Source organism: Pseudoalteromonas translucida KMM 520 (assembly GCF_001465295.1).
Classification (GTDB): domain Bacteria; phylum Pseudomonadota; class Gammaproteobacteria; order Enterobacterales; family Alteromonadaceae; genus Pseudoalteromonas; species Pseudoalteromonas translucida.
Genome location: NZ_CP011034.1, coordinates 192,355 through 210,202 on the forward strand (window position 1 = coordinate 192,355; position 17,848 = coordinate 210,202).

Below are 17,848 nucleotides of genomic sequence, written 5' to 3' on the forward strand. Positions count from 1 at the left end.
TATATGAACCCAGCTTTATGTTGGGTTTTTTTATGCCTACTAAAAACTAAAATTAAAAATAAATACTAATGATTCTTACTTAATAAACATTCATAGAAATTGATTTTACTTTATCTACTATTCATAATACTTATAGTCGGTATAATCAGTTGCTGAACTGGATAGATTTTCATCTAACCATAAAAGCTTTATAATTAAGCGTTAGAATACTATAAGTATTGGGTAACATTGCGCTTATGAAGCGCTACCGAATACTTTCACGTCACCAAGAGGGCAATATTGTGCTACAAGAATATCGTAAACACGTAGAAGAACGTGCCGCGTTAGGTATCGTACCAGCGCCATTAGATGCTCAGCAAACGGCTGATCTTATTGAATTAATCAAAACTCCACCGGCTGGTGAAGAAGAATTTATTCTCGACTTATTAGCTAATCGTGTACCGGCAGGTGTTGATGATGCAGCTTATATCAAAGCAGGATTTTTAGCGGCAGTTGCTAAAGGTGAAACTAATTCTCCATTACTTTCTAAAGAAAAAGCGGCAGAATTATTAGGTACTATGCTGGGCGGTTACAATATCGCACCTATGATAGACCTACTTGATGACGACACACTTGCACCAATCGTAGTTAAAGGCCTTTCAAACACATTATTAATGTTTGATGCATTTTACGATGTAGAAGAAAAAGCAAAAGCGGGTAACACATTCGCTAAGCAAATTATTGAGTCTTGGGCAAATGCAGAATGGTTTACTAATAAACCAGCTGTTGCTGAAAAGATTTCAGTTACTGTATTTAAAGTAACTGGCGAAACAAATACGGATGACTTGTCACCTGCACCAGATGCATGGTCTCGTCCAGATATTCCACTACATGCTTTAGCTATGCTAAAAATTGAACGTGATGGTATCACTCCTGACAAACCAGGCGAAGTAGGCCCAATCACCCAACTAGAAGAATTAAAAACTAAAGGCTTACCACTAGCTTACGTTGGTGATGTTGTTGGTACGGGTTCTTCACGTAAATCTGCAACTAACTCAGTGCTTTGGTTTATGGGCGATGATATCCCGTTTGTACCAAATAAGCGTGTTGGCGGTGTATGTCTAGGTAATAAAATTGCACCAATCTTCTTTAACACTATGGAAGATTCTGGCGCTTTACCAATTGAGCTAAATGTTGATGAACTTAACATGGGCGAGCAAATTGACATCTACCCATACGAAGGTGTTGTTAAGCAGCATGGTACTGATAAAGTAATCTCTAAGTTTGAACTTAAATCTGAAGTGATTTTAGATGAAGTTCGTGCTGGTGGTCGTATTCCACTAATCATTGGTCGTGGTTTAACAGACAAAGCACGTACATCACTTGGTTTAGGTGCTACTGATATATTTAAAGTACCAACAGCAACTGAAGTATCAGATAAAGGCTTTACACTAGCGCAAAAAATGGTTGGTAAAGCATGTAACGTTGCAGGTATTCGCCCAGGTCAATACTGTGAGCCTAAAATGACAACTGTTGGCTCGCAAGATACAACAGGTCCTATGACACGTGATGAGCTTAAAGATTTAGCCTGTTTAGGTTTCTCTGCAGACTTAACAATGCAGTCTTTCTGTCATACATCTGCATACCCAAAACCTATTGATGTAAACACGCATCACACGCTTCCTGATTTCATCATGAACCGTGGCGGCGTTTCACTTCGCCCAGGTGACGGTATTATTCACTCATGGTTAAACCGTATGTTATTACCAGATACCGTAGGTACTGGTGGTGATTCGCATACACGTTTCCCATTAGGTATTTCATTCCCAGCGGGCTCGGGTGCAGTAGCATTCGCAGCAGCAACAGGTGTTATGCCTCTTGATATGCCTGAGTCAATTTTGGTTCGTTTTAAAGGCGAAATGCAACCAGGTATCACATTACGTGACCTTGTTCATGCAATCCCTTACTACGGTATCAAGCAAGGCTTATTAACAGTTGAGAAAAAAGGTAAAATCAACGAGTTCTCTGGTCGCGTACTAGAAATTGAAGGCGTTGAGCACCTAACTGTTGAGCAAGCGTTTGAATTATCAGATGCATCTGCTGAGCGTTCAGCTGCAGGTTGTACGGTTAAGCTTTCAAAAGAGTCTATTTCTGAATACCTAGAATCAAACATTGTTATGCTTAAGTGGATGATCTCTGAAGGTTATGGCGATGTACGTACGATTGAACGTCGTATTAATGCAATGCAAGACTGGTTAGCTAATCCTGAGCTTATGGAAGCAGATAAAGATGCTGAATACGCTCACGTAGTTGAAATCGACTTAGCTGAGATTAAAGAGCCAGTTCTTTGTGCTCCAAATGATCCAGATGACGCGCGTCTACTTTCTGATGTTGCTGGCGAGAAAATTGATGAAGTATTCATCGGTTCTTGTATGACTAACATTGGTCACTTCCGCGCGGCTGGTAAGTTACTAGATGGCTTTAAAGGTCAACTACCTACTCAGCTTTGGGTTGCTCCACCTACTAAGATGGACAAAGACCAACTAATTGAAGAAGGCTACTATGGCATCTTTGGTCGTGTTGGCGCACGTATAGAAACTCCAGGTTGTTCATTATGTATGGGTAACCAAGCACGTGTTGCTGATAAAGCAACGGTAGTGTCTACCTCTACACGTAACTTCCCTAACCGTTTAGGTAATGGTGCAAATGTATTTTTAGCATCATCTGAACTTGCTGCAGTTGCGGCAATTATCGGTCGATTGCCAACTGCTGCTGAGTATCAAGAGTATGCAGCGAAGATCAATGCAACAGCGTCAGATACATATCGCTACTTGAACTTCCATCGCATGCCTGCTTACACTAAAAAAGCAGACAACGTGATCATTCAACAAGCAGTATAATTTTTACAGCTTATTTAAAAACCCGCTTTTGCGGGTTTTTTATTGGCTAAAATAAATTTTAGATAGTTAATGTTGTTTTTTTGCATTTGTTGTATTAATTTTAGTGGTTAATTGTTTTGAAGTTAAATAATAAAGCAATAAATCCTCTTTGCATGCATTAAAATCCCTGCAATATTATAATTACTATAGCAGGATTTATATGACCGCTTTAAACCCCCAGAATTTACTGCAGCTGCGTTTTATTAACCAAACAAATATTGATTTGGTTAAGCCTTCTTTTGATAACCTGCCGACTAATCCTTATGCAGATGGTGCCTTTCGTAAACGCCGTTACTCTGTAGTTAAACTACAAAATGGTGAGCTAAAGCTACAAGCAACAAAAGCATTTGTACAAGATGATGCAATTAATACTTTTCAGGGTAATGTTGAGCGTAGCTACGAAAATTTAGAGCAAAGCCTACTTGAGTCAGCGGGCATGAAAAGTATTGTGAATGAGTTTCGTCAAATTACTGGGATTGATGAAGAACGTGATATCGAAATTCATCAATTTCGTATGTTAGCGATTGATAGTGATACGCCTGCGGCGCCAGAAGGCGTGCACCAAGATGGTTTTGATCATGTGTGTGTATGTGGTGTATCGCATGAAAACTTAGAGGGCGGTGAGTTGCTTGTATACGAAAACAAGCAAGCCGATCCCTGTTTTAAAATGGCCATAAAAGACGGTATGTTTGCAGTTATTAACGACCGTCAAGTGTGGCATAACGCCACTCCAATGAATAAACTTGATGCCAGTAAACCAGGTTACCTGGATTGCTTTGTATTAACGTCTTAAGGAATGAGCATGAATATAACGCAATTACGTGAGCAATTTCCGGCATTAATGCAAAGCGTTAATGATAAATCCCCCGTGTTTTTAGATGGCCCCGGTGGCTCGCAAGTACCGCAATCGGTACTTAACGCTATGACTGCTTATTTGGGTTATTACAACTCAAATTTAGGCGGAGCATTTTTCTCAAGCGATAAAACCGTTGAGCTAATGGCAAATGCGCGCCAAGCTGCTGCCGATTTACTTAATGCACCTAGCTCACAACAAATTGTATTTGGTCCGAATATGACCAGCTTAACGTTTAGCTTTAGCCGTGCAATTTCACGCGGCTGGCAAGCGGGTGATGAAATTATTGTCACTAACGCGGATCATTTTTCTAACGTTTCGTCGTGGCAGCAAGCAGCTGAAGATAAAGGTGTTAAAGTTAATACTGCGCTTATTAACGAAGCCGACTGCACACTCAATATGGCGCAGTTCGAGAGTTTGCTAAACAGTAATACTAAGCTGGTAGCGGTAACTTACGCCTCTAATACCACAGGCTCAATTAACAATATTAAACGTATTGTTGAGCTTGCTCACAACGTAGGTGCGCTAGTATATGTTGACGCCGTACATTATGCACCGCACGAACTTGTAGACGTACAAGCACTTAATTGCGACTTTTTAGCCTGCTCTGCGTACAAGTTTTTTGGCCCGCATTTAGGTATGGTTTATGGCAAAAAAGAGCACCTTGAAGGATTTACCCCGTACAAAGTTGAGCCAGCTAAAGACGTAGCGCCAGGTCGCTGGGAAACTGGCACGCAAAGCTTTGAAGCCATGGCTGGTTTTATAGCGGCAGTTGATTATATTGCAGCAGTTAGCGAGCTTGACGACAGCCATTCGCGTCGTGAAAAGTTAAATGTTGCCTTTGCTAAAACCAAGCAACACGAAATGGCGCTGAGTGAATACTTTTTAACGCGCTTAGTTAATTACCCGCGTATTAAGCTGTTTGGTATAGATGACTTAGATCGTTTAAATGAGCGTACGCCCACTTTTGCGTTAACGTTTGAAGATTTAGAGCCGCGCGCTGTATCTGAATTTTTAGGTAAGCAACATATTTGTGTATGGGATGGCAACTTTTACGCACAAGGTTTGTGTGAGCAACTCGGCGTACTTGATAAAGGTGGCGTAGTGCGCATTGGTTGCATGCACTACAACACCACCGCAGAGCTTGATCAGTTATTTAATTTGTTTGATGAGCTACTAGGTTAATATACATAAAAAAGGTGCGCTAGCTCTTTGGCGCACCGTATATTTGCTCTGCGCGGTTAAACAATACCCACGAGGTTAAAATATACTTATCGTTAGATACTGGTTTATTGCCACGGTGAGTGTGAGTAAAGTAGCCGGGCGCTATTACCATGGTGCCTTTTTTAGGCGCAATTTTACGCTTTTGATAATAAAACTCCGTTTCCCCACCTTGCTCAACATCGTTTAAATAAAACATAAACAGCAATACTCTATGTAGCGCTTCGTTATGATTTAACTGCGGATAAACTTCGCTGTGCCAATACGGGTAACCGCCTTTATTTACTTGGTATTTTTGCGCCTGAATATTACCTAGCCTAAAAATTTGCTGCACTAATAAGGGCAGTTGTGGTTTACCCACTTCATCAAAGTTTGCGTGTGTTAAGTCAACAGGTTCGCCGCTTTTAGGGTGATATACTTTTAGTCCAAAGGCACCAATCATAATAAAAATATGTTCTTCAATGTATTTAAAAACATACTGTGCAGTGGTTTGTTGAATGTGTTTTAATTGCTCAACGTATTCCGGATGATTGTTTAAGTGTAAGTCGTGGCTATCTTTTTTATTTAAATCGATACCGCCAGATGTCATCCCTTGTTTTATATGCGGGCTTTGAGAAAAGGTAGTGATAAAGTTATCACAAAAGTCATTGCTGAGCGCGTTATCGTATACGCGAATAAAGTCCGTCATAGTTTACCTTTATATAATTATTATTGGATTATTATGTTTATTGAAAAAGTGATGCCGCGCTTTAGTGAAACAGATGCGCTAGGACATATTAACAATACCGTACTCCCTGTATGGTTTGAAGCTTCGCGTGCGCCTATTTTTAGGTTTTTTACCCCAGATTTAAACCCACATGACTGGAAGCTAATTATTGCTAAAGTTGAAGTGTCGTTTGTTGGCGAGTTATTTTATGGACATGAAGTAACCATTAAAACCTCAGTAGAGCATGTAGGTACCAGCTCGTTTGTATTGCGCCAAGAAGCCCACCAACAAGGTAAGTGTTGTGCAGTTGGTAAAACGGTATTGGTACGTTACGATTTTGCAGCGAAAGCAAAGCAATCGCTTTCAGTATCTGAAAAAACGTCACTTAATGCGCATTTAGCCCTAACTAGTTAGTTTGGTAAATGTTTACAGCGGTATTGAGCCATTATAGTTTTGAATATACTGGCTCAGCGCCGTTATTTGCTCAGCATTAAAACGTAAACCTAACTTACTACGACGCCACAATACATCCTCGGCGCAGCGAGCCCACTCGCTATTAACTAAATAATTTACTTCAGTGGCGTATAAACCATGTCCAAAATGCTGGCCTAAATCAGCTACGCTTTGGGCATCTGTAAGTAGGGTATAAGTGCCTGTACCATAACTGCGTATAAAACGATTTAAAATAAACTCAGGCAACCATGCATACTTTGCCTGCAGTTGTTGCTTTAATACTACCTTTGATGAAAAGTCGCCGCCGGGTAGTGGAGTGTTTTTCGTCCATGCTTGGCCCATATGCGGATAAAAACTGGCGAGTTCGTTTACTGCGTTTTCAGCGAGCTTGCGATAAGTGGTAATTTTCCCACCAAATACACTTAGCAGTGGTGCTTGGTTATTATTACTCGATAATATCAATTTGTAGTCGCGAGTAACGGCTTGTGCGTCGCATGAGTTATCATCTAGTAAGGGGCGTACACCACTAAAGGTATGCACTATGTCGTTATGAGTAAGTTGTTTTTTAAAGTAATTATTAGTAATGCTAATTAAGTAATCGACTTCTTCATCGCTAATTTTTACATCTGCTATATTGCCGCTGTATTCTTCATCTGTAGTGCCAATCAGTGAATAGTCATCTTCAAATGGGGTAACAAAAATAATACGCTGATCTTTATTTTGTAAAATATAGGCCTGCGGCTCAGTGTGAATACGCGGCACAATAATATGGCTGCCTTTAACTAAGCGAATATTATGTGGCGACGGCTCAGTAATTACCTCATCAAAAAGCGATGCAACCCAAGGGCCCGCTGCATTTACAACGCCTTTAGCAACTATAGAGCATTGCTTTTTGCTGTCTTGTTGCTCTAAGGTCACACTCCAATTATTATTACTGCGGACTGCTTTAATACAGCGCGTGCGGCTTAAAATGGTTGCCCCTTTTTGCTGTGCTGCCAACGCATTTAAAATAACTAACCTCGAATCATCAACCCAGCCATCAGCGTATTCAAAACCGCGGGTAATAGTCTTGTTCAATATACTAGCGCAGGTAAATTTAATTGATTTTGATGCGGGTAAAGTAATGCGTTTGGCAAGATGGTCGTATATAAACAACCCAATTCTAATCATCCAGTAAGGGCGTAAATGTGCTTGATGTGGCAGCCTAAAAGATAGCGGCCACATAATATGTGGGGCATTTTTTAATAACACTTCGCGCTCTTTAAGTGCCTCTTTTACTAGCCTAAATTGGTAATGCTCTAAATAGCGTAGCCCACCATGAATAAGTTTACTGCTACTTGATGAGGTAGCAGAGGCTAAATCATTTTGCTCACACAGTAATACTTTTAAGCCTCTACCGGCGGCGTCAGCCGCAATACCAGTGCCATTAACGCCACCGCCAATAACCAGTAAGTCATATTCATTATCGAGTAATTTCACTGAATACCTCTTTATTAATTTAAGCGATGGCATATCAATAGCCAATAACACTATCGCATTAGCAGTCGTCTTTTGTCGCGTTATTTGAAAGCGTGACCTGTGCTATACAGTGCTGCCATTTTGCGTATAAATCGTTACGTTCATCTATGTTCATGGTTGGTTCAAAACGACGGTCGCATTGCCACATAGTAGCTAATTGCTCCGTTGACTGATAAACCCCAGTTTGCAGCCCTGCTAAATAGGCAACTCCCAGAGAGGTTGTTTCTGTTAGCGCTGGGCGCTCCACACTGGCACCTAAAATATTAGCTAAAAACTGCATGGCCCAATTGTTTTTTGCCATGCCACCGTCCACGCGCAAAATACTTGGACGCAGGCCATCACCTTCCATGGCTTTTTGTAAATCTTTGGTTTGATAGCCAACAGACTGCAGCGCCGCTGCTACTATAGTGCTAATGCCCGAATCACGGGTTAAACCTAAAATAGCACCACGGGCATTGGCATCCCAGTATGGGGCGCCTAAACCGGTAAACGAAGGCACTAAAAATACGCCGTGATCCAGTGGCACGTCCTTAACCATAGCCTCGCTGTCGCCGGCATGTTCAAGTAGCTTTAAGCCCTCAACAATCCATTGCATAGTGGCACCCGCCATAAAAATACTGCCCTCTATAGCGTAGGTCACTCTACCATTGAGCCTGTAAGCCACAGTAGTTAATAAGCGGTTATTAGAGGTGAGGGCTTTATCGCCCGTATTAAGCATTAAAAAACAGCCCGTTCCGTAGGTGCTTTTAGCCATGCCTTCTTTAAAGCAAGCTTGGCCGATTAATGCGGCTTGCTGATCCCCCGCCATGGCGCAAATTTTAATCGGTGCACCAAAAAGTTCACTGCTGGTACTGCCAAACTCGGCTGCGCTGTCCATCACTTCTGGAAGCATAGAGTGTGGAATATTAAACTGCGTTAGTAACTCTTCATCCCAACATTGCTGATGTATATTAAATAATAGTGTACGTGAGGCGTTGGTGGCATCAGTACGGTGCACTTTACCAGCAGTTAAATGCCACAGTAAATAACTGTCAACCGTACCAAATGCTAGCTCACCGGCTTGCGCTTGTTGCTGTGCACCGGCAACATTATCTAAAATCCAGCGAATTTTAGTGGCTGAAAAGTACGGATCTAATAATAGTCCTGTTTTATCGCTAATTTTTTTACTTAGTTTATTGCTACGTATTTGCTCGCAATACTCGCTGGTACGGCGATCTTGCCACACAATGGCATTATAAATTGGTTGGCCAGTCTTTTTATTCCATACTAAAGTGGTTTCGCGCTGATTAGTGATACCAATGGCAATGACCTGCTCGGCTGTAACCTGGTTATTAGCCAGTACTGTTTTACAGGTACTTAGTACGGTTTGTAAAATATCGTTAGGGTCGTGCTCAACCCAGCCATTATTGGGAAAGTGCTGCGGGAATGTTTGCTGAGCAGTATCAACTACCTTGGCATCTTTGGTAAATAAAATAGCCCGAGAGCTGGTAGTTCCTTGATCAATCGAGAGTATGTATTTAGACATAAGCTTAACGTTATTTATCTTAGATACAGATAGCTTGTCTGCAAGTTAAATTAATAGCAATGCTTTTTAAATATTTGGAAGGGCTGTTATAGCTATACCGTTGCAATTTATACCAAGGGTAGGTGGCAGCGTATATTGAGGGAAAGGTTAAAGAGCTCATAAGTCAGAGAGCTCTTAAATACAATGGCTATAAATTGCGCTTAGCTGGCTTTTAACAATTGTTGATGTAACCAATCCTTCAATACCACACGGTCATGTTTTAATTGCAGCATTGCTTCGTCATCAATAGGCGCGTCTTGCAGCTCTAAGGTACGAATTTCTTTATCAAGCGCATTATATTTTTTGGCTTTATCTGCAAACTCTGGATCATTGCTATTGAGTTTTTTAATGGTACTTAAGTGCTCAGGAAAGTCTTGAGTTAATGAATGATCTTCGCCTAACATAGGTACTCCTTAACGGTGCGTGTAATAAATGTGTTTTAAAAATAACACGCTTAGGGTTTAGTTAAATTCAGATTGCATGGGTATTTATGTACGCCATAATATTAGAGCTGGGGGTTGCTTGAGTATAAATCAATATAGAGCCGTTATTAATTATTATTACGGAAATACTTATATATCACTATACAAAGCACTGACACTCAAAGATGCTTAAGTTAGAATACAAAATGCAACAACTCCTCGCAAACAATAACTACTTTGAGTGCTTTATTACATGCTTTTAATGATCGACAATTACGACTCGTTTACCTATAACTTGGTACAGTACTTTCAGCGTTTAGATCAAGAGGTGCTGGTTAAACGCAACGACCAAATAACGCTTAGCCAAATTAAGCAGTTAAACCCACAACACATTGTAATATCACCTGGTCCTAAAAGCCCAAGCGAAGCGGGTATTTCATTAAGTATTGTTGAGCAATTAAAAGGGCAGTATCCTATTTTAGGAATTTGCTTAGGGCATCAAACTATTGCGCAAGCTTTAGGAGCCAAGGTCGTGCGTGCTAAAAAAGTAATGCACGGTAAAACATCGCCAATTTACCATAGCGATCAAGGAGTATTTAAAGGCTTAGCTAAGCCTTTAACGGTATGTCGGTATCATTCTTTAATTGTTGAGGCGCAGTCGCTGCCTAAAGAGTTGCAAGTAACAGCCTGGACCCAAACCCAGCAAGGTGAGTTTGACGAAATTATGGGATTATTACATACAGACTTGGCACTTGAAGGTGTACAATTTCATCCGGAAGCTATTTTAACTGAGCAAGGTTTAGCGTTACTTGATAACTTTTTAACTCGCTTCTAAGCTTATAGTATTAAGTAAATATCATTACATTAAAGACAGAGAGCCATGACCGAAATAGTGCAGCAACCGCGTATTGTTAAAATGCTTAATCAACGAGCACATGATTTGCTGCTTGGTCATAACTTTGCTCATCAACAAATTGGCTTTATTCATACGCTAGAAATGGACTATGGCGAACCACTAAAGCAACGCACATTACTTGAAGTAGAGGTTGCCGCTCAGCAAAAGCGCAAGCTAAAAAGTACCGCGCATCATAAATACCGTGCAGCAGCGAGCGAGCAACTACATAAAGCAATAGAAAAAATGATGTCTGAGCAGCTTAGCGATATAGACAGTGTTATTCAAAACACCATAGGTGTAGAGGATAACGTATGTGCCATGTTAGATATTTTAGCCACAAAAAGCGCATCGGTTGGGCGTTTAGAGCCCTTAATTAACGACCTAAGCTGGCTTGGCAGAGAGTTAGTTACTTTAGTTAACTTGCCTTATTATCGTAATCAGCGCAGCAAAAATACCGCTGTGAAAGTAGATAGCCCTGCTTTAGCGCTGCGTTATATTGGCCTAGATAACTTACAGCTAGTAGTGCCAACTTTTGCAGTGCGCCATTGGATGCCTTATAGCACAGAGCCTTTTTCGTTACTAAAAAGGCGCTTAAAAGAAAGCGCCATGGCGAATGCTATTGCGGCACAAAAAATTGCTGAAGTTAACGAAGTTAACCCAAGCCATGCCTTTACTTTAGGAATGTTATTAAACGTGGGGCAAATAGCCTTAGTGCGTTTATATTTAAAAGTGTTTGAGCAAATTTGGCAGCGAAAAGTGCAGTTTGCTCGCACCACAGCTAATAAAGACTTACATACTGCATTGCTGGAGCTAAAACCAGACCCTTTATTTTTAACCACCTTACTGAGCGAACAGTCGTTGGCTATTAGCGCTAAAATAATTGAAAAAATGGCCTTTAAGTATTTGCCGTTTAATAGCGTAATGCAGCAGCTTGTTAATGGGGTAGAAAAAGGCGATACAGCGCTGCCTTTAACGCAGGTAATGTTAAAAGCACGATGTTACTCTCAGTACTTAACGCTAAAGCAGCATCAGCTAGTTGAACCGGATGAAACGCTTAGTTGGTTTTCGTACTTTAAGTTCACCAAAAAAGAGCTAAAAGCACTCCAAGCAAGCAATTTTAATAATCTTGCTATTCAAATTGATTAAATTTGTTAATTTTTTTGCGACTATCCATTCACTTTTTATTATCTCTTTTCAATACATTTCCCCGTTTAAAGTTAGGCGCGCTCGTTGTTCAGGCGCTTTATTGGCTAAAAACGAGCTGCGTAAAGCAAGCAAATAGTTATTCACTATCTATGAAATTATATCTCAAGCCCTTTATTATCAAGGGTTACATGAAAGTTTTTGAAGAGACATAATCAATGTTTTCTGAAATAATAAGCGTCTGAAAATTGAACCACACAGCCCTTTTTATGCAAATATCGCTATACTGAGTTTGCTAAAAAACACATATGCTACAGGTTACCACACAGCTATTTACGGCTTTGTGATGTACACAATTAAGAGGAAATAAAATGACAGTCAATCGCGAATTATTTGATCACGTAATGGTTCCTAACTACGCACCTTCAAGCGTAATTCCAGTTCGAGGCGAAGGCTCTCGCGTATGGGATCAACAAGGTCGAGAGTTTATCGACTTTGCTGGTGGTATTGCCGTTAACTGTCTTGGCCATTGTCACCCTGCATTAGTAGGCGCATTAAAAGAGCAAGGCGAAAAGCTTTGGCATCTATCAAATGTAATGACCAACGAGCCAGCATTACGCTTAGCTAAAAAAATGGTTGATGCAACCTTTGCCGAAAAAGTTTACTTTGCCAACTCAGGCGCAGAAGCAAACGAAGCAGCACTTAAATTAGCGCGTCGTTTTGCCCTTGATCAATTTGGCGCAGAAAAGTCACAAATCATCGCATTCAACAAAGGTTTCCACGGCCGTACATTCTTTACCGTAACTGTTGGTGGCCAAGCGGCATACTCAGATGGTTTTGGTCCTAAGCCAGGCGACATTGTACATTGTGATTACAACGACCTAGCTGCATTTGAAGCACTTATTAGCGACAAAACATGTGCCGTTATGATGGAGCCACTTCAAGGCGAAGGCGGTATTGTTTCGCCAACTGACGAATTTGCACAAGGCGTTCGTGATTTATGTACTAAACATAATGCACTGCTTATTTTTGATGAAGTGCAAACAGGTGTTGGCCGTACAGGTAACTTATACGCATACCAAGGTTTAAACGTTGTTCCTGACATTTTAACTACGGCTAAAGCATTGGGCGGCGGCTTTCCTATTGGCGCTATGATCACCACAACTGAAATTGCACAGCATCTTAAAGTAGGTACGCATGGTTCTACTTATGGTGGTAACCCATTAGCGTGTGCCGTTGCCGAAGCAGCATTCGATACTGTAAATACCCCAGAAGTACTTGCTGGTGTAACAGCAAAAGCAGCATTATTTAACCAACTACTTACTGCAATTAACGATAAATACCACGTGTTTAGCGAAATTCGCGGCCAAGGTTTATTAATTGGTGCAGTAGTAAGCGAGCAATACAAAGGTCGTGCAAAAGAGTTTTTAGTGGCAGGTACTGAGCACGGTCTTATGTCATTAGTTGCCGGTGCTGACGTGGTTCGTTTTACACCATCATTAGTTATCCCAGAAGCCGACATTCGCGAAGGTATGGCACGCTTTGAAAAAGCAGTAGCCAGTGTTGTAAGCGCTTAATAGCCAAACAATATCTATTAAGGGCAAACTTAGTTTGCCCTCTAATTTTAATTTACCGTTATATTATAAGGGAGTAAGCGGGTTTATGATGATCCTTCGCCCAATCCAACAAAGTGACTACCCTGCATTAGTGAAAATAGCCCACGAATCGGGTCATGGCTTTACTTCTTTACCTAATAATGAAAAGTTATTGCAAAAGAAAATAGATCATTCAGTTAGCTCATTTGCAAAAGCTGCCACCGAGCCGGGCGACGAAGGTTATTTATTTGTACTAGAGGACACCGAAACCGGTGAAGTAGTTGGCACCTCAGGTATAGAAGCCGCTGTTGGCTTAGATGATGCATTTTATCACTATCATTTAAGTAAAGTGATTCATTCCTCACGCACTCTAAACGTATATAAAGCAGTTGATATTTTAACGCTTTGTAACGACTACACCGGCGCTACAGAGCTATGTACATTATTTTTGAAAGACGCATACCGTAAAAACTGTAACGGTAAATTACTTTCAAAATCGCGTTTTATGTTTATTAAACAGCATCAGCAGCGCTTTGCACAAACCGTCATTGCAGAAATGCGCGGTGTGTCTGACGACAACGGCAGCAGCCCATTTTGGCAATGGCTAGAAGAGCACTTTTTCTCAATGGACTTTCCAACTGCCGACTATTTAACAGGCATAGGTCAAAAAGTATTTATTGCTGAATTAATGCCTAAGTACCCAATTTACGTTAATTTGCTCAGCAAAAATGCGCAAGCTGTTATTGGTAAAGTACACGACAACACACGCCCAGCAATTGAGCTATTAAAAAGTGAAGGTTTTACCTTTAATGGGTATGTCGATATTTTTGATGCCGGCCCCACAGTTGAAGCAAAAGTAGATAACATTGCCACCATTCGTAATGCTAAACACTTTAAAGTTGAAATAGGTGAACCAAGTGGCGACACCATGGTGTTATTAGCCAACAAACAGCTTACAGATTTTAGAGCAACTGTAGTACCTATGACGTTTGATGAGCGCATGAGCAGCATAGTAATAACGCAACAAGTAGCCGATGCACTGTATTTACAAGCGGGCGATAGCGTAAGCGCAACCACGATTTAATTTAGGAGAAAGTATAATGACTCATCCTGCACAATTTATTAATGGTCAATGGTCAGAAGGCCAAGGAACCGAATTTAGTTCAGTAAACCCGGCCAATAACAATGTTATTTTCCAAGCAAACTCAGCAACTGCAGAGCAAGTAGACACCGCAGTTAGCGCAGCGCGCGAAGCATTTTATGCTTGGGCTGATAAAACATTTGCTGAACGTTTAGAAATAGTTAAAGCATTCGCAGCGCAGTTAAAAGAAAACAGCGAAGAGCTAGCCATTACTATTGCTCAAGAAACAGGTAAGCCACTGTGGGAAACTCGCACTGAAGCGGGTGCTATGGTTGGTAAAATTGCCATTTCTGAAAAAGCATTTTTAGAGCGCACTGGCGACGTAGAAAACGCAATGCCACTAGGGCGTGCAATGATCCGCCACAAACCACACGGGGTTGTAGCAGTATTTGGTCCGTATAACTTTCCGGGGCATTTACCTAATGGCCACATAGTGCCAGCGCTTTTAGCCGGTAACACGGTTATATTTAAACCGTCTGAGCTTACGCCTAAAGTGGCCGAGCTTACGCTTAAACTGTGGGAAAAAGCAGGTTTACCAGCGGGTGTAATTAACCTTGTACAAGGTGAAGTAGCAACGGGTAAAGCACTTGCTGCTCACAAAGGTATTGATGGCTTATTCTTTACGGGTTCTTCGCGCACAGGTCATATTTTACATGAACAGTTTGCGGGTCAGCCTGGTAAAATTTTAGCGCTTGAAATGGGTGGCAATAACCCACTTATTATTACCGACGTTGAAGATACTAAAGCAGTAGTGCACGATATTATTCAATCTGCGTTTATCTCAAGTGGCCAGCGTTGTACCTGTGCACGTAAATTGTTTTTACCAACAGGTAGCAAAGGTGATGTAATCCTGGAGCGTTTAATTACCGCAACTAAAGCGATTAAAGTAGGTAATTATGACGATGCAGATCAGCCATTTATGGGCTCTATGATCTCATCAGCCGCCGCTGCCGGTATGGTTAAAGCGCAAAACGAACTGGTTGAGCTTGGCGCTCAAGTATTAGTAGAGCTTGAGCATACAGCCAATACAGGCTTTGTAACACCAGGTATTATTGAGTGTACAAATATTAGTGACTTCCCAGATGAAGAGCATTTTGGACCACTTTTAAAAGTATTCCGCTTTGACGATTTTGACCAAGCAATTGATAAAGCCAACGATACAAGCTTTGGTTTATCAGCTGGTTTACTTAGCGACAGTGCAGCCGACTACGAGCACTTTTTACGCCGTATTCGCGCCGGTATTGTTAACTGGAACCGCCCAATTACTGGTGCATCAAGTGCTGCACCGTTTGGTGGTATTGGCGCATCGGGTAATCACAGAGCCAGCGCGTATTACGCTGCAGATTACTGTGCATACCCAGTAGCATCAGTAGAGCTTGAAAAAGTTGCTATGCCAGCGACATTAAGCCCAGGCTTAAAAATAGACTAAAATTACTACTAAATAATTATAAAAGCAGCTTCGGCTGCTTTTTTTGTATTAGCTATGTCACTAAGCTAGTAATTATTACTGCTTTCTGCTTAAATTACTGAATTAATTATTTTTAAGGTATACGTATAATGGTTTTAAATAGGCAAGGGTACGACGATTTAATTATGTACCTAACTCAAAACTTAGCTTTATTTGAGAAGCCGGGTGAAATAAAACCAGGTGCTCCTACGATTATGGAATTAATCGAAGACGTGATTGCACAAAACGTAATGCTCATATGTCAGCAGCACACAGAGCTCACTACAGAGCAGCGTAGCCAAATTGTACGTGAAGTCGATGGCATAGTTTACGATTTACAAGAAGTCCTCAGTAGCATCACCTCGCGGCCTGTTACGGTAGAGCAACACGTGTTTATTGATGAGTTTGGTGGTTTGGTTAAAAACCTATTTGATAACGCCGTTTCTTAGCTTTCAACCCTTCTATATTTTCCGGTAGCCCGCTTTAAATGCGCTGAGAGTTTTACCACCCTTGCATAAATTTAAGTGCCTTGATCAAGCTCATTTATATTATTGCTGGGCGCTCACTTATTAAAGCTGATTGGTATACAATCAAGAAAATAATTTTTGAGGTATAACAATGCAAGCAAATGTAAAATGGGTTGAAGGTAATACCTTTATTGGTCGCTCTAATTCAAATCATAATGTTGTATTTGATGGCGGTAGCGACAGTGCTGCACCAAGCCCTATGGAAATGGTATTAATGTCAATCGGCTGTTGTTCATCGGTTGATGTAGTGAGCATTTTAAAAAAAGCAAAACAAGATTTTAGCAACGTAGAAGTACAGTTAACGGCAGAGCGCGCCGAAACTGCCCCACGAGTATTTACCAAAGTTAATTTACACTTTGTAGCAACGGGCAATAATGTGTCTGAAAAGCACCTTGCACGCGCTGTTTCACTCTCTGCTGAAAAGTATTGCTCGGTTGCATTAATGCTTGATAAAACAGTAAAAATTACGCATAGCCACGAAGTTGTGCAAGATCAAGTAAAATAACGCTTTTTCCATGAGTAAAATTCGTATAAAATCCGCGAACTTTTATTCTGCTAGAGCAGATTTCACTAATTTATAGGTTGGTTTATTATGAACAAACCCTTCGATAAACTTAAACTCCATGGTTTTAATAATTTAACTAAAAGTTTAAGCTTTAGTATTTACGACATTTGCTATGCAAAGACCGAGCAACAACGTAAAGAATATATTGAATATATCGATGAGCAGTACAGTGCAGATAGACTAACCGACATTTTAGGTGAAGTTGTTGATATTATAGGTGCTAACATTTTAAATGTAGCGCGCCAAGATTACGAACCGCAAGGTGCAAGCGTAACTATTTTGGTTTCAGAAGAGCCGGTAGAAGAGCAGCAAAATTACGATGCTGACGAAGCTCCAGGCCCATTACCAGATTCAGTGGTTGCTCATTTAGATAAAAGCCATATTTGTGTACACACGTACCCAGAAGCTCACCCTGATGACGGTATTTGTACTTTTCGCGCCGATATTGAAGTGTCAACTTGTGGCATAATATCGCCACTTAAAGCGTTAAACTTCCTTATTCATAGCCTAGAGTCAGACGTAGTAACAATTGACTACCGCGTACGTGGTTTTACCCGCGACATAAACGGCGTTAAACACTACATTGACCATGCAATTAGCTCAATTCAAAACTTCATGACAGAAGATACCAAAGAAGCGTACCAAATGATGGACGTGAACGTGTATCAAGAAAACCTGTTCCACACCAAAATGATGTTAAAAGAGACTGATTTAAATACCTATTTATTCGGCCTTTCTACGGATGATTTGTCAGATGAAGAAGAGGAAGAAATTCGCTCTAAACTGACCCGTGAAATGCAAGAAATATTCTATGGCCGTAACTTGCCAGACCTAGATTAAATAGCAAAATATAGTCAATAAAAATGGCGCTCAATGAGCG

16 protein-coding genes are annotated in these 17,848 nt (G+C 40.8%); 12 read left to right on the forward strand and 4 right to left on the reverse strand.

Annotated elements, in window-relative coordinates; genetic code table 11:
* The first annotated feature begins 281 nt into the window (after positions 1–281).
* The 3 genes from acnB to PTRA_RS00930 all read left to right on the forward strand — a co-directional run bounded on the left by acnB (position 282) and on the right by PTRA_RS00930 (position 4,956).
* Entirely contained in the window at positions 282–2,879 is a 2,598-nt protein-coding gene (gene acnB / locus PTRA_RS00920) for a bifunctional aconitate hydratase 2/2-methylisocitrate dehydratase (protein ID WP_058374483.1), read from the forward strand.
* Between the two features lie 199 nt (positions 2,880–3,078).
* Positions 3,079–3,711 (forward strand): 2OG-Fe dioxygenase family protein, encoded by a 633-nt coding sequence (locus PTRA_RS00925; protein ID WP_011326903.1) that lies wholly within the window; start codon positions 3,079–3,081, stop codon positions 3,709–3,711.
* Between the two features lie 9 nt (positions 3,712–3,720).
* Positions 3,721–4,956 (forward strand): cysteine desulfurase-like protein, encoded by a 1,236-nt coding sequence (locus PTRA_RS00930; protein ID WP_058372341.1) that lies wholly within the window; start codon positions 3,721–3,723, stop codon positions 4,954–4,956.
* Between the two features lie 19 nt (positions 4,957–4,975).
* Here the strand turns inward: PTRA_RS00930 and PTRA_RS00935 are convergent, their stop codons facing one another.
* Complete coding sequence (locus tag PTRA_RS00935) at positions 4,976–5,680, reverse strand: 2OG-Fe(II) oxygenase (protein WP_011326905.1); 705 nt, start codon at positions 5,678–5,680, stop codon at positions 4,976–4,978.
* A gap of 33 nt (positions 5,681–5,713) precedes the next feature.
* Between PTRA_RS00935 and PTRA_RS00940 the strand changes: the two genes are divergently transcribed.
* Positions 5,714–6,112 (forward strand): acyl-CoA thioesterase, encoded by a 399-nt coding sequence (locus tag PTRA_RS00940; protein WP_058372342.1) that lies wholly within the window; start codon positions 5,714–5,716, stop codon positions 6,110–6,112.
* A gap of 12 nt (positions 6,113–6,124) precedes the next feature.
* On the opposite strand, the gene glpD is transcribed toward PTRA_RS00940, so the two are convergent.
* The 3 genes from glpD to PTRA_RS00955 form a co-directional block, all read right to left on the reverse strand.
* Positions 6,125–7,630 (reverse strand): glycerol-3-phosphate dehydrogenase, encoded by a 1,506-nt coding sequence (gene glpD / locus PTRA_RS00945; protein ID WP_058372343.1) that lies wholly within the window; start codon positions 7,628–7,630, stop codon positions 6,125–6,127.
* A 58-nt stretch (positions 7,631–7,688) separates the two neighbouring features.
* On the reverse strand, positions 7,689–9,194 hold the full coding sequence (glpK, locus tag PTRA_RS00950; RefSeq protein ID WP_058372344.1) for a glycerol kinase GlpK: 1,506 nt from the start codon (positions 9,192–9,194) through the stop codon (positions 7,689–7,691).
* Between the two features lie 200 nt (positions 9,195–9,394).
* Complete coding sequence (locus tag PTRA_RS00955; RefSeq protein WP_058372345.1) at positions 9,395–9,637, reverse strand: HP1242/YdcH family protein; 243 nt, start codon at positions 9,635–9,637, stop codon at positions 9,395–9,397.
* 271 nt (positions 9,638–9,908) lie between these two features.
* On the opposite strand from PTRA_RS00955, the gene PTRA_RS00960 reads away from it, so the two are divergent.
* From PTRA_RS00960 to speD, 8 genes are all read left to right on the forward strand, one after another.
* Complete coding sequence (locus PTRA_RS00960; RefSeq protein ID WP_011326910.1) at positions 9,909–10,490, forward strand: anthranilate synthase component II; 582 nt, start codon at positions 9,909–9,911, stop codon at positions 10,488–10,490.
* 45 nt (positions 10,491–10,535) lie between these two features.
* On the forward strand, positions 10,536–11,696 hold the full coding sequence (locus PTRA_RS00965; RefSeq protein ID WP_058372346.1) for an HDOD domain-containing protein: 1,161 nt from the start codon (positions 10,536–10,538) through the stop codon (positions 11,694–11,696).
* A 368-nt stretch (positions 11,697–12,064) separates the two neighbouring features.
* A complete protein-coding gene (locus tag PTRA_RS00970) occupies positions 12,065–13,270 on the forward strand; it encodes an aspartate aminotransferase family protein (protein ID WP_058372347.1) in 1,206 nt (401 codons plus the stop codon).
* 85 nt (positions 13,271–13,355) lie between these two features.
* Positions 13,356–14,372, forward strand: coding sequence for an arginine N-succinyltransferase (gene astA, locus PTRA_RS00975; protein WP_058372348.1), 1,017 nt, complete (start codon positions 13,356–13,358; stop codon positions 14,370–14,372).
* A gap of 16 nt (positions 14,373–14,388) precedes the next feature.
* On the forward strand, positions 14,389–15,858 hold the full coding sequence (astD, locus tag PTRA_RS00980) for a succinylglutamate-semialdehyde dehydrogenase (protein ID WP_058372349.1): 1,470 nt from the start codon (positions 14,389–14,391) through the stop codon (positions 15,856–15,858).
* Between the two features lie 128 nt (positions 15,859–15,986).
* Positions 15,987–16,325 (forward strand): DUF3802 family protein, encoded by a 339-nt coding sequence (locus PTRA_RS00985; RefSeq protein ID WP_058372350.1) that lies wholly within the window; start codon positions 15,987–15,989, stop codon positions 16,323–16,325.
* Between the two features lie 169 nt (positions 16,326–16,494).
* Entirely contained in the window at positions 16,495–16,908 is a 414-nt protein-coding gene (locus tag PTRA_RS00990; protein ID WP_011326916.1) for an OsmC family protein, read from the forward strand.
* A gap of 87 nt (positions 16,909–16,995) precedes the next feature.
* Positions 16,996–17,808 carry an adenosylmethionine decarboxylase gene (gene speD, locus PTRA_RS00995; RefSeq protein WP_011326917.1) on the forward strand — a complete coding sequence of 271 codons (813 nt, stop codon included), beginning with the start codon at positions 16,996–16,998 and terminating at the stop codon, positions 17,806–17,808.
* Positions 17,809–17,848 lie beyond the last annotated feature (40 nt).

Coding starts and splice junctions, on each gene's coding strand:
- PTRA_RS00925 (WP_011326903.1), top strand. CDS start 3,079: ATGACCGCTTTAAACCCCCAGAATTTACTGCAGCTGCGTTTTATTAAC.
- PTRA_RS00930 (WP_058372341.1), top strand. CDS start 3,721: ATGAATATAACGCAATTACGTGAGCAATTTCCGGCATTAATGCAAAGC.
- PTRA_RS00935 (WP_011326905.1), bottom strand. CDS start 5,680: ATGACGGACTTTATTCGCGTATACGATAACGCGCTCAGCAATGACTTT.
- PTRA_RS00940 (WP_058372342.1), top strand. CDS start 5,714: ATGTTTATTGAAAAAGTGATGCCGCGCTTTAGTGAAACAGATGCGCTA.
- glpK (WP_058372344.1), bottom strand. CDS start 9,194: ATGTCTAAATACATACTCTCGATTGATCAAGGAACTACCAGCTCTCGG.
- PTRA_RS00955 (WP_058372345.1), bottom strand. CDS start 9,637: ATGTTAGGCGAAGATCATTCATTAACTCAAGACTTTCCTGAGCACTTA.
- PTRA_RS00960 (WP_011326910.1), top strand. CDS start 9,909: ATGCTTTTAATGATCGACAATTACGACTCGTTTACCTATAACTTGGTA.
- PTRA_RS00965 (WP_058372346.1), top strand. CDS start 10,536: ATGACCGAAATAGTGCAGCAACCGCGTATTGTTAAAATGCTTAATCAA.
- PTRA_RS00970 (WP_058372347.1), top strand. CDS start 12,065: ATGACAGTCAATCGCGAATTATTTGATCACGTAATGGTTCCTAACTAC.
- astA (WP_058372348.1), top strand. CDS start 13,356: ATGATGATCCTTCGCCCAATCCAACAAAGTGACTACCCTGCATTAGTG.
- astD (WP_058372349.1), top strand. CDS start 14,389: ATGACTCATCCTGCACAATTTATTAATGGTCAATGGTCAGAAGGCCAA.
- PTRA_RS00985 (WP_058372350.1), top strand. CDS start 15,987: ATGGTTTTAAATAGGCAAGGGTACGACGATTTAATTATGTACCTAACT.
- PTRA_RS00990 (WP_011326916.1), top strand. CDS start 16,495: ATGCAAGCAAATGTAAAATGGGTTGAAGGTAATACCTTTATTGGTCGC.
- speD (WP_011326917.1), top strand. CDS start 16,996: ATGAACAAACCCTTCGATAAACTTAAACTCCATGGTTTTAATAATTTA.